General features: G+C 69.0%; 20 protein-coding genes and 2 pseudogenes. 8 read left to right on the forward strand and 14 right to left on the reverse strand.

The features are described from left to right. Window positions 1–25 precede the first annotated feature (25 nt). Complete coding sequence (locus ACWCP8_RS22460; protein WP_451117701.1) at window positions 26–3,085, forward strand: AfsR/SARP family transcriptional regulator; 3,060 nt, start codon at window positions 26–28, stop codon at window positions 3,083–3,085. Between the two features lie 7 nt (window positions 3,086–3,092). On the opposite strand, the gene ACWCP8_RS22465 is transcribed toward ACWCP8_RS22460, so the two are convergent. From ACWCP8_RS22465 to ACWCP8_RS22480, 4 genes and pseudogenes are all read right to left on the reverse strand, one after another. Continuing rightward, complete coding sequence (locus ACWCP8_RS22465) at window positions 3,093–3,245, reverse strand: hypothetical protein (protein ID WP_425900992.1); 153 nt, start codon at window positions 3,243–3,245, stop codon at window positions 3,093–3,095. A gap of 128 nt (window positions 3,246–3,373) precedes the next feature. Further along, window positions 3,374–3,781 (reverse strand): hypothetical protein, encoded by a 408-nt coding sequence (locus tag ACWCP8_RS22470; protein ID WP_425900993.1) that lies wholly within the window; start codon window positions 3,779–3,781, stop codon window positions 3,374–3,376. A gap of 266 nt (window positions 3,782–4,047) precedes the next feature. After that, window positions 4,048–4,224: a hypothetical protein gene (locus tag ACWCP8_RS22475; protein ID WP_425901037.1), complete on the reverse strand. Its 177-nt coding sequence runs from the start codon at window positions 4,222–4,224 to the stop codon at window positions 4,048–4,050. Window positions 4,225–4,233: 9 nt separating this feature from the next. Then, window positions 4,234–4,788, reverse strand: a pseudogene (locus ACWCP8_RS22480) (4'-phosphopantetheinyl transferase family protein); the annotation flags it as partial. A 756-nt stretch (window positions 4,789–5,544) separates the two neighbouring features. Here ACWCP8_RS22480 and ACWCP8_RS22485 point away from each other — a divergent pair. The 5 genes and pseudogenes from ACWCP8_RS22485 (at window position 5,545) to ACWCP8_RS22505 (ending at window position 8,824) form a co-directional block, all read left to right on the forward strand. Next, window positions 5,545–6,369 carry a thioesterase II family protein gene (locus ACWCP8_RS22485; protein WP_425900994.1) on the forward strand — a complete coding sequence of 275 codons (825 nt, stop codon included), beginning with the start codon at window positions 5,545–5,547 and terminating at the stop codon, window positions 6,367–6,369. Between the two features lie 252 nt (window positions 6,370–6,621). Then, window positions 6,622–7,053: pseudogene (locus ACWCP8_RS22490) on the forward strand (helix-turn-helix domain-containing protein); the annotation flags it as partial. Between the two features lie 120 nt (window positions 7,054–7,173). Then, window positions 7,174–7,584 carry a hypothetical protein gene (locus ACWCP8_RS22495; RefSeq protein ID WP_451117703.1) on the forward strand — a complete coding sequence of 137 codons (411 nt, stop codon included), beginning with the start codon at window positions 7,174–7,176 and terminating at the stop codon, window positions 7,582–7,584. Window positions 7,585–7,605: 21 nt separating this feature from the next. Further along, window positions 7,606–8,082, forward strand: a complete 477-nt coding sequence (locus ACWCP8_RS22500; RefSeq protein WP_425900996.1) for a hypothetical protein — start codon at window positions 7,606–7,608, stop codon at window positions 8,080–8,082. Between the two features lie 424 nt (window positions 8,083–8,506). Continuing rightward, window positions 8,507–8,824 (forward strand): molybdopterin cofactor-binding domain-containing protein, encoded by a 318-nt coding sequence (locus ACWCP8_RS22505; RefSeq protein ID WP_451117705.1) that lies wholly within the window; start codon window positions 8,507–8,509, stop codon window positions 8,822–8,824. 2 nt (window positions 8,825–8,826) lie between these two features. On the opposite strand, the gene ACWCP8_RS22510 is transcribed toward ACWCP8_RS22505, so the two are convergent. Next, complete coding sequence (locus tag ACWCP8_RS22510; protein WP_451117707.1) at window positions 8,827–9,342, reverse strand: MarR family winged helix-turn-helix transcriptional regulator; 516 nt, start codon at window positions 9,340–9,342, stop codon at window positions 8,827–8,829. Between the two features lie 115 nt (window positions 9,343–9,457). Here ACWCP8_RS22510 and ACWCP8_RS22515 point away from each other — a divergent pair, with 115 nt between their 5' ends. Further along, window positions 9,458–9,871, forward strand: coding sequence for an organic hydroperoxide resistance protein (locus ACWCP8_RS22515; RefSeq protein ID WP_267000747.1), 414 nt, complete (start codon window positions 9,458–9,460; stop codon window positions 9,869–9,871). A 396-nt stretch (window positions 9,872–10,267) separates the two neighbouring features. Next, window positions 10,268–11,761 carry a DUF6056 family protein gene (locus tag ACWCP8_RS22520; protein ID WP_451117709.1) on the forward strand — a complete coding sequence of 498 codons (1,494 nt, stop codon included), beginning with the start codon at window positions 10,268–10,270 and terminating at the stop codon, window positions 11,759–11,761. On the opposite strand, the gene ACWCP8_RS22525 is transcribed toward ACWCP8_RS22520, so the two are convergent. The 9 genes from ACWCP8_RS22525 to ACWCP8_RS22565 all read right to left on the reverse strand — a co-directional run bounded on the left by ACWCP8_RS22525 (window position 11,736) and on the right by ACWCP8_RS22565 (window position 21,367). Beyond that, entirely contained in the window at window positions 11,736–12,872 is a 1,137-nt protein-coding gene (locus ACWCP8_RS22525; RefSeq protein WP_352269181.1) for a PP2C family protein-serine/threonine phosphatase, read from the reverse strand. The two genes, ACWCP8_RS22520 and ACWCP8_RS22525, sit on opposite strands and share 26 nt — an antisense overlap. A gap of 73 nt (window positions 12,873–12,945) precedes the next feature. After that, entirely contained in the window at window positions 12,946–13,299 is a 354-nt protein-coding gene (gene mnhG, locus ACWCP8_RS22530) for a monovalent cation/H(+) antiporter subunit G (RefSeq protein ID WP_267000753.1), read from the reverse strand. Next, window positions 13,296–13,625 (reverse strand): monovalent cation/H+ antiporter complex subunit F, encoded by a 330-nt coding sequence (locus tag ACWCP8_RS22535; protein ID WP_352269180.1) that lies wholly within the window; start codon window positions 13,623–13,625, stop codon window positions 13,296–13,298. Before ACWCP8_RS22535 ends, mnhG begins: the two co-directional genes overlap by 4 nt. Beyond that, a complete protein-coding gene (locus tag ACWCP8_RS22540) occupies window positions 13,622–14,254 on the reverse strand; it encodes a Na+/H+ antiporter subunit E (protein ID WP_352269179.1) in 633 nt (210 codons plus the stop codon). Before ACWCP8_RS22540 ends, ACWCP8_RS22535 begins: the two co-directional genes overlap by 4 nt. After that, entirely contained in the window at window positions 14,251–15,909 is a 1,659-nt protein-coding gene (locus ACWCP8_RS22545; protein ID WP_352269178.1) for a Na+/H+ antiporter subunit D, read from the reverse strand. The genes ACWCP8_RS22540 and ACWCP8_RS22545 overlap by 4 nt, the downstream gene beginning before the upstream one ends. Continuing rightward, window positions 15,906–16,517, reverse strand: a complete 612-nt coding sequence (locus tag ACWCP8_RS22550; RefSeq protein WP_355997752.1) for a Na(+)/H(+) antiporter subunit C — start codon at window positions 16,515–16,517, stop codon at window positions 15,906–15,908. Before ACWCP8_RS22550 ends, ACWCP8_RS22545 begins: the two co-directional genes overlap by 4 nt. Further along, window positions 16,514–19,468, reverse strand: a complete 2,955-nt coding sequence (locus tag ACWCP8_RS22555) for a Na+/H+ antiporter subunit A (RefSeq protein ID WP_352269176.1) — start codon at window positions 19,466–19,468, stop codon at window positions 16,514–16,516. The genes ACWCP8_RS22550 and ACWCP8_RS22555 overlap by 4 nt, the downstream gene beginning before the upstream one ends. A gap of 334 nt (window positions 19,469–19,802) precedes the next feature. Next, a complete protein-coding gene (locus ACWCP8_RS22560) occupies window positions 19,803–20,204 on the reverse strand; it encodes a RidA family protein (RefSeq protein WP_352269175.1) in 402 nt (133 codons plus the stop codon). Then, a complete protein-coding gene (locus ACWCP8_RS22565) occupies window positions 20,201–21,367 on the reverse strand; it encodes an acyl-CoA dehydrogenase family protein (RefSeq protein WP_451117713.1) in 1,167 nt (388 codons plus the stop codon). The genes ACWCP8_RS22560 and ACWCP8_RS22565 overlap by 4 nt, the downstream gene beginning before the upstream one ends. Window positions 21,368–21,451: the final 84 nt, after the last annotated feature.

Consider the following 21,451-nt stretch of genomic DNA (forward strand, 5'->3'; position numbering starts at 1 on the left):
GCAAGTTACGGGGGCTGGAGAAGCAATGAAGGACATGGACGCGGGGAAGGATGTGGTGCCCCGCGCAGAAGACCTTTACTTCCGCGTTCTCGGCCGCCTGGAGGTATGGGCCAACGGAGTGCGACTGCGACTCGGGGGAGCAATCCAGGAGCGGGTGCTCGCCACCCTTCTGCTTGAATGCGGGCGAGTGGTACCCGTAGCCAAACTGATTGAGGCTGCCTGGGAAGGGAACCCTCCGGCGACCGCAGTTCACCAGGTGCGAAAGGCTGTGGCCGATCTGCGCCGGCGCTTGCCGGACGGCGGGAGCACGATCCTCACCGACGGTCCGGGCTACCGGACGGTGGTGTCACCTGGCGGACTGGATCTCCTGGAGTTCGAGGCACGACTGCAGGCCGCAGCACAAGCCGCGGGGGCGGGACGGCCAGAGGAGGCGTGCACCGACCTCCAGGGGGCGCTCGACCTGTGGCAGGGCACTGTGCTCGCCGATGCCGGCGGCTCGGTGATCGGCCTGGCGGCGGCCGCGCTGGATGAGCGTCGGTTGAATGCGGCAGAGCAGTTGTACGACCTACAGTTGGGGCTCGGCCAGGCCGGAGAACTCATCCCCGAGCTACGGGCCCTGATTTCAGCCAATCCCCTGCGCGAGACGTTGCGTGGACAGCTGATGCTCGCCCTGTACCGCTCGGGACGGCAGGCGGAGGCGCTGGAGGAGTACGCGAGAGTACGCGAGCTGCTCGCCGACGAGCTCGGCGTCGACCCCGGGCGGCAGCTGGTCCAGCTCCACGAAGGGATCCTGCGCGAGAGTCCCGAGCTAACTGGATCGCCCGGTGAGACGACTACCGCCTCCGCAGCACCTGTCGCGCCACGGGGGCCTATATGCACCTTGCCTTATGCTTTGCCTGATTTCACAGGGCGGAACGACGAACTCGCCAGTCTCTTGAGACATGTCCGGTCCGCGGAGCCGCTGGGCACGCCGGGCACGCGGGTCCATGCCATCGACGGGATGGGCGGTTCGGGGAAGACTTCCCTAGCAGTATGCGCCGCCCATCAGCTATCCGATGAGTTTCCTGACGGGCAGCTCTACGTAAATCTGCACGGCTTCACCCCAGGCAGCCAATCGATGGTATCGGCGTCTGCCGCATTGGACATTCTGCTACGGGCCGTCGGTGTCCCGGGCGACCGCATACCTGAGGACCTGCCGGGACGTGAAGCCGAGTGGCGAGTGGCGATATCAGGGCGGCGGATGCTGTTGCTCCTCGACAACGCCTCCGACGTGGCCCAGGTTCGTCCCTTGATCTCGGCCTCCCCCAACTGCCTGATACTGATCACCAGCCGGGTGCGGCTGCTTGATCTTGACGGCATCGAGTGGCACTCCCTGGGAACGATGGCACCAAAGGACAGCGCGGCACTGGTCACCCGGATGCTCGGCCCGGACCGTGTGGCCGCCGAGCCAGACGCTACCGTCGAGCTCGCCACATTGTGCGGTCACCTTCCCCTAGCTCTACGTATCGCGACCACCCGGCTGCGCAACCGTCCGCGCTGGACGATTCGGTATCTCGTCGAGCGGCTGCGGGACGAAAGCCGCCGGATGGACGAGCTGAGCTCGGGCGAACGCAGCGTCGCTGCCACACTTCAGCTCTCGTATCTGGCCATGGACGACAGGCATCGAGAGGCCTTCCGGAGTCTGGCGCTGCATCCGAGCCCACGCATCGACGGCTACTCCGCGGCCGCGTTGCTGGACACCGATCTCAGGGGAGCCGAGTACATTCTTGAGCTCCTGCTCGACGCACAACTGCTCCAGCAGCCCGAATTGGGCGCCTACACCTTCCACGACCTAGTGCGCAGCTTCGCTGGAAGCCGGCGCGGACCCTCCACTGAGCGCACCGACGCAGCGGCCGTCGAGCGGCTGGTGCGCTACTACCACACGGCCACCGGCACAGCCTGCGACGCGCTGTTCACCGGACGCGCCCACCACTCCACCGGAATCGAGGAATACGCAGGAGAGCTGCCGGAGCTGACGGACGAGAAGTCGGCACGGCTCTGGTTCGCCCACGAGCACCAGGGCCTGCTTGCGGTGATAGACCTAGCCGACCGGCTCGCTCAGGACCGGCATGTCGGCTGGCTGATCCGTAACGTGGCCTTCCACCTGTACGCGGGCGGATACCTGGAGGAGTTTCATGAGCTCGCGCGCCGCGCGACCCGAGCCGCGCGCAGGCTCGACGACCCGGTCCTGCTGAGCGTCAGTCTGTCCAACCTGGCGGCTGCCTGTTGGAAGCTCGGCCGCTTCGAGGAGGGCATCGACGTCGCCCGCGAAGGTTGTGACATCGCGGTACGCCTGGAAAACCGGGACACCGAGGCGCACTGCGAGTCCACACTCGGGCTCCTCCTACTCATGCTGGGACGTTATGCAGAAGCGCTCCCGCGAATGAAGCGAGCGATCGAGGTGGCGCGGGAGATTGGTGCCTCACGTGCGGAGGCGGAAACCCAAACGAATCTTAGCTCGCTATACACCCGGTGGGGCCGATATGGGGAGGCGACGGCCGCCGCACATCAGGCCCTGGAGCTCACGCGGATCTCCCCCGACCCGGTCAACGAGACCATGGCACTGGCCGATCTCGCGGCGGCTCAGATGGGGATGGGACAGTACGCCGACGCCCATGAGAGCCTGCGCCGAGCCCGGGAGATCTGCGACGAGAGCGGCCCTCCTGGTGACACCGCACTGGTGCTGGCGCTCTCCGCCGTCGTGGCCCATCAAATGGGCGACACCCATGCAGTGCCCTACTGGGCCGAGCGTGCTCTGGCCCTCGCGCGATGCGGTGGTACGCCGGTCCGCCAGGCATACACCGAGAACATCCTCGGCCGGCTGCGCAACGCACAGGGCCAGCACACGGCAGCGATGGCCCTGCATTCGCATGCGCTGGAGATTGCCTCGGCGATCCGCTTCCGGTCCGAGGAGGCATCTGCGCATCTCGGTCTATCACGGGCGGCAGCGGGGGTCGGTGACACCTCGACGGCTCGGGCGCACCAGGTAGCGGCGACCAAGCTCTTCGACCTCATGGAACTGCCCGACACCAGCCGCAGCCACTGAGTGGAGCTTACGGGGTGGATGAAGCCGGGCCTTTGTTGTCCGCAAGAACCTGCCGGGTGGCGGCCCCGCCGCCGTCGGAGGTCTGCACGGTCGCTCCCAGCCCAAGCGCCAGGGCAGCGACTGCGAGGATTCCGGCCAGTCGGATCAGCTTCGTGCGCATGTCTCGTCACCTGTCTTGCATAGAGGGATACGGTGCCGTGTCGGACAGTGCCCGTTTCGACATCTCAGAGAGTGGCGCAGGCCGATACCGAACGGTTCCTTTGCGCATACCTCTCAAGGGCTCGCTGATCAGAGGGTTACGTCGATGATCCGGCAACCCTGCGCGGTGAGCTCCACTGCAGTCCGAACCATCCCGTGCTGGTACCCGGCCAGGTCGAGCAGGGCCCGCACCGTGGCCCGGATCCTCGCCTGATCCGTATCGGCCTCTTCGACGTCGGCTCGTTGAGCGGTGACATCCGTAACGAGATGCATCCCATCGACGCTCAGCGTCCACACCTCGAACGTGGGCCACGCCGGTGGCTCGTCGCCGAGGTGGGGCCCTTGGTATCCGCCCTGTTCCAAGAGCCGCTGCAGGGCAGCCGTGCCGGGCAGTTCACTCACCGCCCATCCCAGCCGCCTGGAGATCTCGCGTACCACCGCTGCGGCCTTTGCCGCCGTGAGAGCGGCCGCCTCGCTGCCCAGAATGGGCTGCAGCATGCTCCGGGTTCCGCACTCGGAATGGATGATCCGATCGATTCCGTAGACGTGCGCGCAGCGCTCCAGCAGCGTCCGCAGGGCATCAGGATCCGCAAGGCTCGCCAAGAGCAGGCGGCGTGACGGGAGTCCAACTGCGGCCAGCGCGTCCGACGTCCGCACTGCCGGATCGACCACTGCCCATACTCGGAGGTCGGACGCGATCGCTGCACGCACTGCGGAAGCAGGAGGCAGGACCAGCAGGACGCGTGACGTGGGGTGTCCCTCGTTCACCGGACCTCCACCCCGGCTAGAACCCCGGAGGTGAGCTCCGTGGTTCCGTGGTCGACGTACTCGACGGCCGCAGTCGAGATCACCGCGACAGCGGCTGTGTATCCAGGTACTGCCAGCAGATCGGCCAGCTGGATACGGCCGAGGAGGTCCGGCCGACCTACGAATGAAGTCACAGCGGGCGGAGAATCCGCAGGTGCGACTGCCATCCGCGACATCGGAATACGCAGTCCGTCCCCGGTCGCCTTTAGTACGGCCTCCTTCCGAGTCCAAGTCCGGAAGAAAGACAAGGGGCTCGGCCCGCCCTGGGTTATTGGCTCCAACTCGGAGAAGACTTGTGGAACTAGCTCCTTCAGGGGCACGGACTCGTCGATCCGCTCAACGTCCACCCCCACTGGCCCGCTTGAGGAGAGCGCCACGGCGACCAGTCGTCCGGAGTGGGAGATGGAGGCCTCCCAGGCGGTCCCCGGGAGAGTTGGCTTCCCGTGCGGGCGCGAGCAGTCAGGGCATGTTGATCCCACTACCACCTGACGCGGTTCGGTGCCGAGTAGATCAGCCGCAAGGGTGCGCAGAAGCGCCCGCCCTGCGACAAAGCGGTCTTGGTCATCAGCCCTCCGAAGAGTGCCGACGCGGTCCAGTTCAGCCGGCGATAGCAGATGGTGACGGCTGCGCGCAGCACCCGAAACCTCAGCCCACCAGATGTGGCACGTCCCGTCTTGTTCACACAGCCTGTCGTACACGCTCGTCCTTGAAAAAGTCGGCCGACCGATGCCGGTATGGAATCCAGCTCTCCCGGGGACCCGAACTCGGAGAGCATGCCGAAGTGCACCAGCGCTCCGTTGTCTTGCAGAGGCAAGTCACGAGTAGGTCCAGGCGCCGCTCGGCGGAGCCAAACCTGAATAGTTGCTCGTGCGGGCGGCGCGAAGGGGAGGGATCGACGTCGGAGCTGCGGAAGACGTCGCCCCCAGGCCAAGCACTTTCACATGCATATTCCACTCCGGCGCCAACCGGGAAGACATTCCCGTTCCTCTTCACGCTCCCGCCCCTTTCTCCCGGCATTGCGAACCCTGTCACCTTCCGCTACTGTTCCGGTCCCTTATTGATCCTGTCCGATTCCCTTCCCCCACTCCGGCCGACACATCTCCCGACTTCCGGTGCACTTCGCGCCACACCGAGCTTCCTTCGCGTCAACTCTTCTGTTAATTTTTGAGAGTGAGGCCCGGTGACTCGCGCCCTGTTCAGGCTTGTTGGCCTAGCGGCAGACATGCCGCTAGGCCAACCATGGCCGCAATCCGAGCAGGCGCGTCTGCGCCGCCGTGCTGTCCTGATGAACTTCAACCTCCCCAACGAGGAGGCGTTCGCCGAGCCTTTGCCGGCGGACAGAACATTACGTACCGCAGCCACCAAGGGCAGACCTCGGGCAGCCTCCCCAGCTCACGCGTAGGAGAGGATCAGAGCCTCTTACTCTCATCAGCTGCACGCCAGGAAGGTTGGATATGAACATGCCGCAGGACCGAACCCGCGGTCTGTGGTTTCGGACGATCAAGGCTTGCAGCACTCCACGTGTCAGGCTGGTGTGCTTTCCCCATGCAGGCGGTGCGGCAAGCTTCTTTCGCGACTGGGCACCATTTGTTCCAGACGGCGTGGAGCTTCTGGCTGTCCGCTACCCCGGACGAGAAGACCGATTGCACGACTCATTGCCCGACTCCTTGGAAGAGCTGGCGTATTCCACAGCACAGGCATGCCAGCAGTTCATTGACGCCCCTCTCGCCTTCTTCGGCCATAGCATGGGGGCATCCATCGCCTACGAGACGGCAATGCACCTGCGAGAGCAACCCGCCCCTATGCTGGCTGGCTTGTTCCTCTCCTCCCGATCAGGACCTGGTCAGGCGCCCCACCGCACCTTCCCTGAAGCCACAGACACCGAACTACTGAAACACATTGAATCGTTGGGTGGCACCAATGCACAGGTCCTTCGCGACCCGGAGCTGCTGGAATTGATACTTCCCGCCATCCGTAGCGATTACCATCTCGTGAGCCAGTATCAGACCGCAGTCGGCCAACACATGCTGAACATGCCGGTCATCGCTTATTACGGATCCCAGGACACGAGAGCAGGCGAGGCAGCCGTCGCGAGCTGGTCGGCCGTGACGAGCAGCAGCTTCACTATGCGCGGCTTCGCTGGAGGCCACTTCTATCTTATGAGCCACCGCCGTGAACTACTCACGGATATCTTTTCGCGCCTGCGCACTCTTGTCGCGCCGAATCACCCTGGCATGGCGCAAGGAAACGCCGGTGCCGTCGAGCACATTCCTGCCTGAGGTAAGGAAGGGCAGCCGTTAGAAGACGGCCAGGATTGGGGGAAGTTTTCACTCCCCGGCTTCCCCTTCGGTCACGGCGTCAGCGACACCATCTTCGAGTCTGACGAGCGCTACCTCAGCGAGCCTTTTCCAACCTGCGGGCCAGTCTGGTCGGTTCGGCTGACAGACGGGTGAATCCCCTGGTGGACGGGTTTTCGACCAAGAAGAACCCGTGCCCACCAGAGGCTTCGTATGCCTGTCTAGCCGTCCGGGCTGGACGTGCTCAGCTCCGCCCTGCGCTTCCTCACCGCTCGTCTGCGGGAACACCGTCGTCGTCTCGGCACCCGATGGCGGCGCCTGAGCGCGGGGCGGCAGGCCCTGCCCGCTCTCGCCCACCTCCGCAACGGTCATCCGTACGCCCAGCTCGCGGCCGGGTTCGGAATCGACACCACCACCGCCTACCGCTACATCACCGAGGCCGTCGACGTCCTGGCCGCCCTCGCCCCGACTCTCCCCGAGGCGGTCCGGGCGGCGTCGGCGAAGGCGTTCGTCCTGCTGGCCGGCATCGTCTGCCGGGCCGACTAGCGCTACCAAGGAGCCGGGGGCTCGGTCCGTGTCCCCTACCGCGGCAGGTGGGAGACGCTGTCCGCAGGCCAGCAGGCCGCCAACCGGTCCCACGCGAAGATCCGGGACCTGGTCGAGCAGATGGAAAAGGCTCCGTCAGGCAGCCTGCCCGACTAACCAACGGTGCCCGTCAGAGCGGAGCAAGGCCCCTCTCGACGGGCTCGAAGAGAAGTACGTACGTAGTGATCAACAAGGAGTGCTATGACAACCGCGTCGACCTCTTATGCCGACCTCACGCGCCGGCTCAATTCGCTCGCGAAGTACTTCCGTCCCTTCCAGGTGCCGGACCCCGGGGATCTGCCCCGGGTACAAGAGCTGTGTGACATCGCCGACCCCTTTCGTGCCGACGAGGCCGCCGACGCCGTATTCGTCGCCGCCATGCGGGAGATCAACGCCTGGCACGCCGCCCGCAACCCGCTGTACGGGGCCATGTGGAAGGGTGCGGGCGCGCCGGACATCACCGGCGTCGAGCAGGTCGCCGACCTGCCCTACATCCACGTCAACCTGTTCAAACGGCATGCCCTGAGCTCCATTGCGGACGACACCGTGGCGCTCCGGCTGACTCCCTCGGGCACAGGCGGCGAAAAGACCGAAATAGGCTTCGACACCTGATCCATCGGCGCCGCCCAGCGCATGGATGCCTGGACCATCAAGGCACTGGGGCTCATCGACGTCGAGCGCCCCGCGAACTACCTGGTGCTGGGCTACGAGCCGGATCCGCGGCTCACCGTCGGCGCCGCGCACGGTCTCAACGAGCTCTGCGACTTCGCCCCCGTCGCCTCCGCCGTCCACGCGCTGCGGAACACCGGCGAGGGCCACGAGTTCAACCCCATGGGTTCCGTCGACGCCCTCCTCGAGTTCGCCGCCCGCGACGAGCCGGTGCGGATCGTCGGCTTCCCCGCCCTGCTGCACGCCGTACTGGAGCGGATGGAGGCGATGGGCGTGCCCTGCCTGGACCTGCCGGAGGGATCGCTCGTGCTGACCGGCGGCGGCTGGAAGGGCCACGCCGACCGGTCCATCGGCCGGCCTCAGCGGATCGGCGTCGTACCTGCCGTGCGCGTGCGCGACGTCCCGCTCAGCTATCACGCGGCCCCTCTACGAGTCGAATGACGGCAGTCTCTGACGGCAACGTCGGCAGACCGAGGCGGACTTGATCGCGTCTCGGGGTACGCCCTGCACCGGGCCATAGGTTTGCCACCCGCCTTCGCCGACGGCATGGCTCCCTCCTTCGCGCCGGGGCCAGTGTCCCCGAGCGCTTGACTAGGTCTGCTTCGGCGGTCGAACACGGCAGCTGCTTTGGTCCGCAACTGCTCCACCCCAGCGCGGCCTCCTGCCGACGCCGGTTCGCCTGGGCCGTCCCTGGGCCGTCTGAGGTCAACTCGCGACGACCGACAACAACCAGCAACGACCCTTTCCGTGCTGGTCAGCGGGGCCTGAGGATCTATCCCATTAGGTCGCAGCGCTGCGATGTAAGTTCCGCGACATCTGAACGGGTCCTGCCCGAAGGGCCACCGCAATCCGTCTGACCTGCTCGATGGGAGTTGAGAGCTCGGGGAAGGGTGTCGCCGCACTGCTCGGCCTGACGCCCTCGAACGTCCGCGTCATCTCCCACTACGTCGGCGGCAGCTTCGGTTGCAAGGCCATGATCTGGGCGCATCCCGCCCTGGCCGCGCTCGCCGCCCGGCACGTCGGACGCCCGGTCAAGCTCAGCTTGACCCGTGAGCAGATGTTCACGTCGGTCGGTCACCGGGAGGAGCAGGAGCAGCACATCACCTTGGGGGCGAGCAGGGAGGGACGCATCACCGCGCTGCGGCACCACAAGCTCTCGAACGAGACCCGGAGCAGCAAGTGACGCTACTTCTCGAATTCCCCGTCGGCGCAGCTCAGGTTCTCGTCCAGTGCCGCCGTGTTCAGGGCTGCCGTGAGTCGGTTGAGGCGGCCCTGCAGATCGGTGATCTCGTCGAGGTCGAAGCCGGTCGCCGCGGCGATCCGGCGCGGCACGGCCAGCGCCCGCTGGCGCAGTGCCGTGCCCTCGTCCGTGAGGTGGATGTGCACCGAGCGCTCGTCCAGGGTGCTGCGCTCGCGCCGTACCAGGCCCGCCGCCTCCAGGCGCTTCAGCAGCGGCGACAGTGTGCCGGAGTCGAGCCGCAGGTGCTCTCCCAGCTTCTTCACCGGCAGCTCGCCGTGCTCCCAGAGCGCGAGCATCACCAGGTACTGGGGATAGGTGAGTCCGAGGTCCTTGAGGAGCACGCGGTACACGCTGCCGAAGGCGCGCGACGCGGCGTTCAGGGAAAAGCAGATCTGCTGGTCGAGGTGGAGGTAGTCGGCCTCGGACGTGGCTTCGCGGCTCGGACTGGGCGTGGAGGTCATGGATCCAGCATAGCCCCGCATGCCATTGAGTTGTGCACAACTCAGTTGTGTGCTTTGCTGAGGTTGAGCGGCGGACAGCGCCGCCGGAACATGAACTTCGAGAGGAATGGTTTCCATGGAAGCGCTCTACACCGCCGTCGCTACTGCCACCCACGGCCGCGAGGGCCGTGCCGTCACCCCTGACGGCAAGCTGGATCTGCAGCTGGCCATCCCGGTGGAGATGGGCGGCAGCGGCCAGGGCACGAACCCCGAGCAACTGTTCGCCGCCGGTTACGCCGCCTGCTTCGCCAGCGCCCTGGGGCTCGTCGGCCGTCAGGCCAAGATCGACGTCAGCGACGCCGCCGTGACCGGTGAGGTCGGCATCGGCAAGCAGGGTGAGGGTTTCGGCCTCGCGGTCACGCTGCGCGTGGAGCTGCCCGCAACGGTCGACGAGGCCACCGGCCGCAAGCTGGTCGAGCAGGCCCACCAGGTCTGCCCCTACTCCAACGCGACCCGCGGCAACATCCCGGTCGAGCTCGTCATCGAGTAGCGGACTCCGGGCGGCGACGGGCCGGCGTCCGGGCCGGCCCGGCCCGGGCAGGCCTCGCCCTGCGCCGGCTCCACCCCGCTCACCGTGTGAGCGGGGCCAGGGTGCCCGGCTGCCGCTTGCCCTCGTGCCGTCGTCGATCACTGTGGCGTCGCCGGTGACTGCGGTGGCGGTGTCGTGGGCACGGTGGGCCTGAAGGTGGCGAGCGATCGTCCCGGGCAGTTTCTCCGGGGCGATGGTGCGGGGCCTGCTGTCCTGCATGACCGCGGCCACCGCCGGGGACCGGTGTGCATGGGCGTCCGCCATTCGCATGGAGCTGGGCCCGGATGGCGTGTACGGGGCCCGGGCAGCCTGCCTCGCCGTATCAGATGGCGTAATGGTCACGGCAGGGGAATCGCGATGACGGCCGCCGGTCCGGCTCCGACCGGGCTGCAGCCGTGCGAAGGAGAGCAGCCGGTCGCCGGTGGGGTGGAGAGCTCGGCAGCCGTACGGCCACGGATCGGTCGTTGGCCGGCCGCGCTCTGTCTTCTGCCGCTCGGGCTCCTCGGTGTGGCGGCGTGGTTCGGAAGATGGGCCCGGCCCGGGGGCGACGAGTGGTGTTTTCTGCCCGTCGTGCGCGACGAAGGCCTCTCCGGGATGGTCGGCAAGTTCTATTTCGGGGACAACGGCCGGATCGCGAATGCCGTACTGGTCTGGGCGTACGCGAGGTTCGGTGTCGCGGGGCACCAGTGGTTCGGGCTGGTCAGCGGGGCCGTCATGCTGGGGATCCTGTGGGCGGTGACCGTATCGGCGCTGCGCAGGGCCCGTCTCACGGCGCCGCGTGGAGTCCCGTTGCTCGTGGCGTCGATGGTGACGGCCGTCTTTCTGTTCGCGACGCCCAATACGTACAAGACGTTCTACTGGCCCGCCGCGTCCGTCTCGCACACCATGGCCCCGGTGCTCGCCTGTGCCGCGGCCGTGCCGCTGCTCCGGGCCCGGTCCCGCCGGGGGCGGCGCATTGCCCTGGTCGCGGTATTCGTGGCCGGTCTCTGCATCGGGACGCTCTCGGAGGAGACGTCCGTCGTCGTGCTCGTCGTCCTCTCGGCCGTTCTGCTGCTCCTCGCCGGGCAACGCCGTGGCTACGTACGGGGCTGGTGCCTGACCGGCATGGCGGGGACCGGGATCGGGACGCTCGTGCTCTACACGTCGCCGGGTGCCCGGATCCGGCGGGGGCGATTCGGCACGGACGGGGTGTCCTTCCTCGCGCCCGACTCGCTCCTCGGGTCCCTGCGCGGCTTCGGGCACATTCTGGGGACGCTCCTCACGACGTGGGCTTATCTGGGCGCGGTGGCGGCCGGGGTCCTGCTGGGGCTCCTGATCAGGGGGCCGGGCGGGCGGCGCGTGGTCCTGCCGGTGCGCCGGCGGCTGATGGCCTGCGTGGCTGTTCTGGCGTTTCTCCTCTCCGGGTACCTCTGCACGGTCGTCGCGTATCCCGTCTTCGGGAAGAGCGTGACCACCTCTACGCGGATCTGGAACGACTACCTCCTGCTGTACGTCGCGGTGCTCGTCGGTGCCGGTGCGCTGCTGGGACTTGCCCTGGGGCAGCGGACTCGGCACACCGGTGCGGTGCAGGTGGCCGGAGCGGCGGTGTGCGTCGCCGTGTGCCTCGCACTTGCCGTCCCACTGTGGCGGCTCGAAGCGGACATGCGTGTCCGGGCCGTGAAGTGGGACCACCAGGACCAGTGGCTGCGGGCGCGTGCGGCGGCCGGTGACCGGGTCCTCCCGTACACGCCCGTGTCGGTCGCCGGAATGGTGGAACCGTTCCGCAAGCACGGGCGGAGGGTCTGGCCGGCCGCCTGTGTCGCCGATTACTACCGCCTGGAGCGGATCACCTACTCGCTGCGGCTGCCCTGACGTCGCCGGACGTCTTCGTGACCGCGATCATGACGGCGTCGTCGCCCAGGCGTCCTCCGACGTGGCGCAACAGGTCGTCGTGCAAGTGGCGTACGAGGGACTCGGGGCCGGTCCCCGTCCAGGCGGCGAGCCGGTCGGCGAGCGGGTAGAAGGTGCCCCTGCGGTCGCGTGCCTCGATGACTCCGTCGGTGTAGAGGAGCAGGAGGTCGCCGGGTGCGAAGTCGAACGTCTCGACCCGGTACTCGCTCTCCGAGGGGGCGCCGAGCCCCAGCGGGAGCGCGGGCTCACTGACCTCCAGTGTCCGTACGTGCCCGGCGCGCAGAAGCATCGGCGGGGGATGCCCGCAGTTCACCAGCTGAACGCTGTGGTCGTCGTCGCGGACATCGAGCACCAGCGCGGTCACGAACGACTCGTTGCAGTCCGGTTCGGCCTCGGCGATCTGCGCCATGTTCCAGTACGAGGCGTTGGCGATGTGTGACACGACGCCGGGCAGCGAAAGGTTCCGGTACGCCGACCCGCGGAACGCCCCCAGCACCACCGCGGCGTGCCCGAAAGCAGGGAGACCGCTGCCTCGGACGTCGCCGACCACCATGCGGGTCACGCCCGGGGCTGGTACCACCGCGTACAGGTCCCCGCCGATCTGGGCCCCCGCCTCGGCCGCGATGTACACGGACGCGATGGTGAGCGGTCCGATCCGGCGGGGCAACGGGCGGAGCAGGCCCTGCTGCGCGACGATCGCCACCGAGCGCACCCGGCCCAGTTGTCGCTCGTACCGGTCGAGCAACCGGCGGAACACCACGAGGAACACGGAGATCACGAGGACGGCGGCGATCTGCGCCTCGTGGTTCGGTGTGGAGACGCCGCCGTGCAGCGCGGCGATGACGATCTGGGCCACGACGGCCAGCGCCCCGACGGCCGCCGTCGGTCCGGGGCCGGCGAACGCGGCGGTGAGCGCGGGCGCCGCGATGAGGAACGGACCAAGGTGGATGGTCTCCGGTGTGTTGATGTCGATCAGCGCGGTCGTCGCGATGATCGCGAGCGGCACGATGAGCAGTCCGTGGCTCGGGCGCCACGGAGTGGTGAAATGGATGACCCTGTGCCGGACGCGCATATCTCCTGCTTACACCTGTGATGCCCGGCCCGCCTCGTCGATGGATCCGCCCGCTGCTGTCGACTCTCCCGGGTCAGCGTTCTTCGGTCAGCTGGGCGTCCAGTTCGTCGAAAAGCAGCTCGCCGTGGTCGATCTGGCCGGTCCGGTACGCCGATCGCGCGACCAGATGCGCGGCGACCGGTCCGGTCATCAGCTGGAAGAACCCGATCAGCGCGAGCGTGGCGAGGTCCATGCCGCTGCGCAGCCGCAGCGCGACTCCGGCGAGCACCAGCAGCAGGCCGAGACTCTGCGGCTTCGTCGCGGCGTGACTGCGCGACAGGACGTCCGGCAGCCGCAGCATGCCGATCACCCCGAGCAGGCAGATGGCCGCGCCGATGAAGACCAGTACCGCACCGGTCGTGTCGGCGATCTGGAGCCAGACGTTCACTCCGGTTTCCCCTCGGTCCTCGGCCGGTCGCGTACGGCTTTCCTCGGCCGGTCGCGTACGGCGATGAAGCGGGCGATGCCCACCGAGCCGGTGAACCCGAGAAAGGCCAGCACCAGCATGATCGGGAAATAGAACGGGTCGCGTGCGACGGCGGACTTGGCGCCGAGGCCCGCGATGATGAGGGCGGCGCACACATCCAGCGAGATCGCCCGGTCCAGCATCGAGGGGCCACGCCAGATACGGGCGAGCAGGCCCGCCCCGGCAATGACGAGCACCACCACGGAGGCGGTGAGCAGAACCCGGTCGACGGTCTCCGGAGCGCTCATGCGCCCACCCCCGGCCCGTCCGTCCGCGGCGTCGCCGGTGGTGGTTCGGCCACCCGGACGATCTCGTCACGGGTGCCGAAAGCCCGTACCGTCAGCTCCTCCAGCCGCCAGACGGAACGCCGGGCCGCGTCGAGCACGGCGGGCCGGTCCGCGTCGAGGACGTGGACGAAGACGGTGGCCGTGGCGCGGCGTACCTCGACGACGGATCCGCCGGGCACGTTCGACACGGCGACGGCGGTCGCCGCGAGCATCAGGTCGGAGCGGCAGCGCAGCGGTACGGCGATGACGGCGGCCCGGTGCGGATGGTCGACGAAGATCTGCCGGGTGACCTTCACGCCCGAGGTGTACATGTCGTAGAGCAGATAGCCGGCGAGCAGCACGATGCCCCACGGGTGGAGCCGGAGCCCGAGATCGACGTGGGGCAGCGGGAAGGCCAGACAGACCGCCACCGCGACGACGACGCCGGTCACCACATTGGCCCAGCTCAGGCTGGACCAGAGCAGCACCCAGATGACGGTGAGCCAGGCGATCAGCGGAAGGTCGAGGACGCGCCGTCGACGGCCGGCGAATTCGCAGCTGAAGGGCGGCAGTTCCGCGTTCCGGTAGGACAGGGTGATCCAGCGTTTCACCGGCCGAGCACCGCCTCGATGTAGGGGGAGCGTGCGAGAAGTTCGGCGGCCGTACGGTCGGTGTACGACGTCAGGGGTCCGGCGAGCACGGTGAAGGAGAGTCCGAGGGCGACGGCTGCCGCGGTGGCGGCGGTCATGAGCGTCGGCAGCTTCGTCGTGGTGGTGACGGCATGGCCGTGGAGGGTGGCCGCGACCGCGAGCCCGGCGGGCTGGTGACGGTGGAGAATCGGTTCGTCGCCGGTGCCGGGAATGCGGTCCGGGCCCTCGTCGGCGTCCTCGTCGCTGTCGTTCTCGTCGTCGGACTCCAGGACGGTGCCGTCCGCGGCCTGGCCGGGTGGTGCGGCCCGCCAGAACGCCAGGTTCCAGACCTTGGCCATCACGTACAGCGTCAGCAGGCTGGTCGCCACCGAGCCGGCGACCAGGATCCAGGCCCAGACGCCGCCGTCGGCGACACCGGCCCGCATGAGGCCGAGCTTGCCGATGAAGCCGGACAGCGGCGGGATCCCGGCAAGGTTCATGGCGGGCACGAAGAAGAGGGCGGCGAGCACCGGTGCGGCTCTGGCCAGTCCGCCGATCCGGGTGAGTTCGGTGGTGCCGGTGCGGCGCTCGATCAGTCCGGCGACGAGGAACAGCGTCGTCTGGACGGTGATGTGGTGGGCTACGTAGACGATCGCGCCGCCGTACGCCCCGCGGGAGGCGAGGCCGATACCGAAGACCATGTAGCCGATGTGGCTGATGAGGATGAAGGAGAGCAGCCGCTTCAGGTCGGTCTGGGCGACGGCTCCGAGGATGCCGATCATCATCGAGGCGAGCGCGGCCGCCATCAGCAGGTCGCCGAGCCGGTTGCCGGGGAAGAGCAGGGTCTCCGTACGGAGCATGCAATAGACGCCGACCTTGGTCAGCAGGCCCGCGAAGACGGCGGTGACGGGGGCGGGTGCGGTGGGGTACGAGTCGGGGAGCCAGGCGGCGAGTGGGAACACGGCGGCCTTGATGGCGAACACGGTCAGCAGCATGGCCTGGATCAGGGTCTGTACACCGAGCGGGAGCTCGCCCAGCCGCTGGGCCAGCTGGGCCAGGTTGGCGGTGCCGGTGGCCGCGTATGTCATGGCGATCGCGGTGAGGAACAGCATCGACGAGAAGAGCGAGATGATCACGTATGTGGAGCCGGCCCGGACCCGGGGGCCGGTGCCGCCGAGGGTGAGCAGCACGAAGCTCGCCACCAGCATGATCTCGAAGCCGACGTAGAGGTTGACGAGGTCACCGGCGAGGAAGGTGCAGGAGACCCCGGCGACCAGGATCAGATAGGCGGGGTGGAAGACCGCCACGGGTGTCTCTTCGTCGCGGTCGGCCATGCCCTGGCCGAGGGAGTAGACCAGCACGCAGAGGGTGACGGCCGAGGAGACGGTCAGCATCAGCCCGGACAGCCGGTCGGCGACCAGGGTGATGCCGAGCGGCGGGGCGAAGTCACCGAGGTGGACGGTGAGGGGGCCGCGGGAGTCGGCGGCAATCATCAGGGCGACGGAGAGCACGAGCACGGCGGTGAGCACGGCGACGCTGATGATGCGCTGGAACTGTTTGAGCCGGGTGCCGAAGGCGAGGCTCAGGCCGGTGGCGCAGAGCGGCAGCAGCACCGGCAGCGGGACAAGTGTGTTCACCCGGTGTCTCCTCGGTTCGCGTCTGCGGCGGGGGCTTCGGTACGGGCTTCGGCGTAGTCCTGCGGGTCGGCGCCCAGCACGTCGTGCCAGAGGTCTCCGGAAGCGTCCCGGCCGCGGGCCTGGAGGGCGCGGTCGGCGCGGAGCCGGGCCCGCAGGCGTTTGCGTTCCTCCCGGTACCGGGCACGTTCCTCCACCGTGCGTTCGGACGCGGACCGGTACTGCTCGCGCAGTTCGTCCCGCTCCCCCAGCACCTCGGCGCGCAGCGCGATACGCCGGTCCTCCAGGTCGTCGTGGACCTCGTCGGTGCCGGTCAACTGGTGGCTGCGGTACGCCATGGCGAGGAGGAACGCCGTGGTGGCGAGCGTGATGACGATCGCGGTCAGGGCGATGGCCTGCGGCAGCGGGTCGGTCACCTGCCACAGCGGGACGCCGTACAGGAGGGGCGCCCTGCCCGCCGATCCGGTGGCGGACAGGACGAGCAGGTTGATGCCGTTGCCCGCGATCACCGCTCCGAGCAGGATGCGGGTGAGGGGGCGGGTGAGCATGAGGATGCCGCCGACGGCGCACAGCACGGCGGCCGTGGCCAGAAGCGAGGCGCTGACCGTCATCCTGGGGCACCTCCGACTTCGGGCGTGGCTCCCGGTCCCGCTTCCCCCCGGGGCGCCGCCTTCTCCGCCGCCGCCTTCTCCGCCGCGGCCTTCTCCGCCGCGGCCCGCTCGATCTGGCGGTCGATCTTGGCTCCGAGTGCGCGCACGATGTCCAGCACCACGCCCAGCACCAGCAGGTACACGCCGAAGTCGAAGAGGACCGGTGTGCCCAGGTGGTACGAGCCGAACACGGGCAGCCGGCCGTGATACGTCCAGGCGTGCAGCACGGTTCCCTCGGCGAGGCCGAGCAGCGCCACTCCGGTGGAGAGGAACAGCCCGAGGCCGGTGAAGAGACCCGGCTGCAGCGGTGCGGCTTCGGCGAGTTCGAAGCGGCCGCCCGCCAGATAGCGAGTGATCAGCCCGACACCGGCGACGAGTCCGGCGACGAACCCGCCGCCCGGCATGTTCTCGGCGCAGAACAGCAGATAGACGGAGAGCACCAGGATCGGATGGAACAGCAGCCGGGCCACGACCTCGAAGACGACCGACCGGTGTTCGGGGGCGAGCGTGGCGCCGGCCGCGAGCCAGCTCCGCTCGGGCGCGCCTTCGTCGCCGTGCGGCAGCCCGGTCAGTCCGCGCTCCGTCAGCGACCATGCCGTACGCCCGGGGACCTCCTCGCGCAGCCCGGATCCGTCCGCGCGGCGGTGCAGATAGATCAGACTGGTCACGCCGATAGCCGCGGCGGCGAGCACGGCGGACTCCCCCATCGTGTCCCAGGCCCGTAGGTCGACCAGGATGGTGGCGACGACGTCCTTGAGCCCGTGGTGCGCGGTCTCCTCGACCATGGCGGCCCCAGCGGGGTCGGCGGTACGTGCGGCCGCCGCGACCCACACCACCACGCTCAAGGTGGCGGCCGCGGCCAGCGCCACGGGAATGCGTACCGCGCGCCGCCACGTACTGACCGACTCCTGGAAGTGCACCGGCATCCGCCGCAGCACCAGCACGAACACGACCATGGACACCGTCTCGACGCAGAACTGGGTGAGCGCCAGATCGGGGCCGCCCTGGACGACGAAGAGCAGCGCGGTCCCGTACCCCGTCAGTCCCGCCAGGACCACCGCCTTCATCCGGCGGCTGACGGTGAGGCAGAGAAGCGCGGCCGCGCAGGTCAGGGCGGCCACGGCACCCTGCAGCGGAACGTCCCAGAGCCGCGGCGCCGATGCCCCGTGCCACGGCCGGTCCACCCCGAGCACGGCGAGCTGTCCGGCGAGCATGACGAGCAGGGTGATGGCGAGGTAGCCGGAGAGCGAGCCGCGCTGGACGAAGCCGGTGATCTCCAGCGAGGTCCGCTCCAGACCGAGCAGCAGACGGCCGAAGACCCGGTCGGCGGTCGGCCAGGCGATCCGCCGGGAGAGCCGGGTCACGGTGGTACGCCCGGCGAAGAGCACCGCACCGCCGACCGCGGCGACGGCCGAGAGCAGTAGGGCGGTGCCTAATCCGTGCCAGAGTGCGAGGTGGTACGGATGCGCGGGTACGGGGAACTCGTCGGCGTACGCGCTGAGCAGCCGCTGGATCCGGCCGACGCCCGGTCCGAGCACCAGGCCGCAGAGCGCCAGCAGGGCGGGCGGGGCGAGGAACGCCCAGCCGACCCGGTGCACCGGGGTGTCCTCGACGCCGGGCTTACGGGCGAACGCGCCCCAGACGAACCGTACGGCGTAGGCGACGGTCAGCGTCGAGCCCGCCACGGTGACGGCGAGCGCCCAGCGGTCCGCGGCGTCGCCGTGCAGCAGCGCGTCGAACGCGGCCTCCTTCGCGACGAATCCGAGCAGCGGGGGCAGTGCGGCCATGGATGCGGCGGCGAGCACGGCGACCGCGCAGACGTACGGCAGCGCCCGGCCGACGCCGGAGAGTCTGCGCAGATCGCGGGTGCCCGCCGCATGGTCGACGATGCCGGTGACGAGGAACAGCGGCGCCTTGAACAGGGCGTGACTCAGGATCATGACCGCGGCGGCAAGAGCGGCATCGCGGTTACCGGTACCGGCGAGCAGGGTGAGGAAGCCGAGCTGGCTGACGGTGCCGTAGGCGAGGACGAGCTTGAGGTCGTTCAGCCGCAGCGCCCGCCAGCCGCCGAGCAGCATGGTCGCGCCGCCGAGGACCAGGACGACGGGCCGCCAGACGGGGACGTCGGCGAAACCGGGCGCGAGGCGGGCCACCAGGTAGACACCGGCCTTGACCATGGCCGCGGCGTGCAGATAGGCGCTGACGGGGGTGGGGGCGGCCATGGCGTTCGGCAGCCAGAGGCTGAACGGCCAGATCGCCGACTTCGAGAGCGCCCCGCACAGGATCAGCACCATGGCCACCGAGATGGCGAGGCTCGTGGCCGGTGGGTCGGCGACAATCGCGGAGATCCGGTACGTTCCCGCTGCCTGACCGAGGATCAGGAAACCGACGAGCATCGCGAGGCCGCCGAGCGTGGTCACGGTCAGCGCCTGGAGCGCGGAGCGGCGGCTGTGCTTCTGCTCGCTGCTGTACCCGATCAGCAGGTAGGAGAAGACCGTGGTCAGTTCCCAGAACAGATAGAGCGTGATCAGGTCGTCGGCGAGGACGAGGCCGAGCATGGCACCCGCGAAGGCCAGCAGGTTCCCGGCGAAGCCGGCCAGCCGGGGGGCGTCGTCGGAGAAGTACGAGGCGCAGTACAGCAGGACGAGCGCGCCGATTCCGGCGGCGAGCAGCACCATGAGTTCGGCGAGCGCGTCGAGGCGCAGTTCGAAGAAGACGTCGTACGCCGGCATCCACCGCCACGACCAGGTCACGGATCCGCCGGACGCCGCGGTGTTCCACTGCGTGGCCGCCCACACCGTGGCGGCCGTGGGCGGCAGCGCGAGCACGACGAACGCGCGGCTGCCGAGGCGCCGCACCAGCGGGGCCGCGCACGCGGCAAGGACGAAGTGGCAGACGATGAGCGCTGTCATACGGCCCCGGTGGACGTCCCGCGCCTACCCGCGGCGGGCGTCCGGGGCCGGGGCGAAGCATCACGGGCGTAGGGCACTGAATAGAGATATATCCCCCGCCTGCTATCACCCGTACGGCGCGCCGCGCAGATGCGGGACACCGCTGCGGACGCGGCTGTCCGGCGACCGTCACGTTCCCCAGCACACGGGCTTCACCAACTGGCGGGTGACGGTGCCGCGTCAGCCCGAGGCCCAGGGTCGGTGAGCGGCGCCGCCGGCAAGGACGCCGAGGCGCGGCTCACCCCGATCACTGACGAACCGATGTATCCGGCGGGATCACGCCCGCCCGGTCTCCTCACGGCAGTACGGCCATCCCGTCGAGCTCGACGAGAGCCTGTTCGTCCCAGAGCCGGGCCGCCCCGACGACCGCCATCGCCGGGTAGTCGCGGCCCGCCAACCGCCGCCAGATCCGGCCGAGTTCGGGGGCATGGGTGCGGTAGTCGGCGACATCGGTGGCATAGACGGTGACCCGGGCCAGATCGGCCGGGGAGCCACCGGCCGCGCGCAGTGCGGTGAGCAGATTGGTGAGGGCCGTCGTGAACTGTTCGGGCAGTGTGTCGCCGATGACCTTGCCGTTCCGGTCGAGGGCGGTCTGCCCGGCCAGGAAGACCAGTTGACCGCCGGTGGCCGTGACGGCGTGCGAGAAGCCTGTGGGCGGGGACAGCTCGGCGGGATTGATGCGGTGGATCGGACTCATGCGGACGGCTCCTGATTCCCGGACGGCTCCGGCTGCATGGTCGGCTGCGCCGCCGTCGCGTACAGCTCCTTGGCGATGATCGTGCGCTGGACCTCGCTGGCGCCCTCGTAGATCCGTGGGGCGCGCACCTCCCGGTAGAGGTGTTCGAGCAGATGGCCGCGGCGCAGTGCGCGGGCGCCGTGCAGCTGGACGGCGGCGTCGACGACGTACTGCGCCGCCTCCGTGGCGTACAGCTTCGCCATCGCCGCTCTGCGCGGTACCCCCGGTTCCCCCGCGTCGTACGCCGCCGCGGCCGCGTACACCAGGAGCCGGGCGGCCTCGGTGCGGGTGGCCATCTCAGCGACCTGGTGCGAGACGGCCTGCAGATCCTTGAGCGGGCCTCCGAACGCGGTGCGCTGCGCGGTGTGGGCCAGGGTCACGTCGAGGGCGGCGCGGGCCATGCCGACGGCGAAGGCACCGACGCTCGGGCGGAACAGGTTGAGGGTGTTCATGGCGACCCGGAAGCCGCGGTCGGGTTCGCCGAGTACGTCGTCGGGGGTGACCGGCACCCCGTCGAAGGTGAGCGCCCCGATCGGGTGCGGGGAGAGCATGTCGAGCGCTGTGCCGGTCAGCCCCGGGCGGTCGGCGGGCACCAGGAACGCGGTGACGCCGCGGGCTCCGGCGCCGGGCGTCGTCCGGGCGAAGACGGTGTAGAAGTCGGCCTCGGGGGCGTTGGAGATCCAGCATTTCTCGCCGGTCAGCCGCCAGCCGTCCGGGGCGTGCGCCGCGCTGAGGGCGAGGGCCGCAGCGTCGGAGCCGGCGCCGGGCTCGCTGAGCGCGAAGGCGGCGACCGCGCGGCCCGCGCGGACTTCGGGGAGCCAGCGTTCACGGTGGGCCGAGGTACCCGCCTGGACCAATGGGTACGCGCCGAGTCCTTGCAGGGCCAGCGCGGTCTCGGCCTCCGTGCAGCCGCGGGCCAGGGACTCGCGCAGCAGACAGAGGTCGAGGGCTCCGGAGGAGAACAGCCGGTCGAGCAGGCCCAGTTCACCGAGGGCGGCGACGAGCGGGCGGTTGACGTGACCTGGTTCGCCCTTCTCTGCGAGGGGGCGCAACTGCTGCTCGGCCAGGGCGCGCAGCTCCTCGCACCAGGCGGTCTGTGACGGATCGAGCGAGAATGCCGACATACCGGCGCCTCTCCTGGATCGTATCGCGAAGTATTGACTACCGTCATTCAAACGATACGCTCCAAGGGCGACAAGGGGGCGATC

It is taken from the genome of Streptomyces sp. NPDC002206 (assembly GCF_053593595.1).

Bases quoted from the DNA above. Each gene is read 5' to 3' on its own strand.
- ACWCP8_RS22460 (WP_451117701.1), top strand. From the start codon at position 26: ATGAAGGACATGGACGCGGGGAAGGATGTGGTGCCCCGCGCAGAAGAC.
- ACWCP8_RS22465 (WP_425900992.1), bottom strand. From the start codon at position 3,245: ATGCGCACGAAGCTGATCCGACTGGCCGGAATCCTCGCAGTCGCTGCC.
- ACWCP8_RS22470 (WP_425900993.1), bottom strand. From the start codon at position 3,781: ATGCTGCAGCCCATTCTGGGCAGCGAGGCGGCCGCTCTCACGGCGGCA.
- ACWCP8_RS22485 (WP_425900994.1), top strand. From the start codon at position 5,545: ATGAACATGCCGCAGGACCGAACCCGCGGTCTGTGGTTTCGGACGATC.
- ACWCP8_RS22495 (WP_451117703.1), top strand. From the start codon at position 7,174: ATGACAACCGCGTCGACCTCTTATGCCGACCTCACGCGCCGGCTCAAT.
- ACWCP8_RS22500 (WP_425900996.1), top strand. From the start codon at position 7,606: ATGGATGCCTGGACCATCAAGGCACTGGGGCTCATCGACGTCGAGCGC.
- ACWCP8_RS22505 (WP_451117705.1), top strand. From the start codon at position 8,507: ATGGGAGTTGAGAGCTCGGGGAAGGGTGTCGCCGCACTGCTCGGCCTG.
- ACWCP8_RS22510 (WP_451117707.1), bottom strand. From the start codon at position 9,342: ATGACCTCCACGCCCAGTCCGAGCCGCGAAGCCACGTCCGAGGCCGAC.
- ACWCP8_RS22515 (WP_267000747.1), top strand. From the start codon at position 9,458: ATGGAAGCGCTCTACACCGCCGTCGCTACTGCCACCCACGGCCGCGAG.
- ACWCP8_RS22520 (WP_451117709.1), top strand. From the start codon at position 10,268: ATGACGGCCGCCGGTCCGGCTCCGACCGGGCTGCAGCCGTGCGAAGGA.
- ACWCP8_RS22525 (WP_352269181.1), bottom strand. From the start codon at position 12,872: ATGCGCGTCCGGCACAGGGTCATCCATTTCACCACTCCGTGGCGCCCG.
- ACWCP8_RS22535 (WP_352269180.1), bottom strand. From the start codon at position 13,625: ATGAGCGCTCCGGAGACCGTCGACCGGGTTCTGCTCACCGCCTCCGTG.
- ACWCP8_RS22550 (WP_355997752.1), bottom strand. From the start codon at position 16,517: ATGACGGTCAGCGCCTCGCTTCTGGCCACGGCCGCCGTGCTGTGCGCC.
- ACWCP8_RS22555 (WP_352269176.1), bottom strand. From the start codon at position 19,468: ATGACAGCGCTCATCGTCTGCCACTTCGTCCTTGCCGCGTGCGCGGCC.
- ACWCP8_RS22560 (WP_352269175.1), bottom strand. From the start codon at position 20,204: ATGAGTCCGATCCACCGCATCAATCCCGCCGAGCTGTCCCCGCCCACA.
- ACWCP8_RS22565 (WP_451117713.1), bottom strand. From the start codon at position 21,367: ATGTCGGCATTCTCGCTCGATCCGTCACAGACCGCCTGGTGCGAGGAG.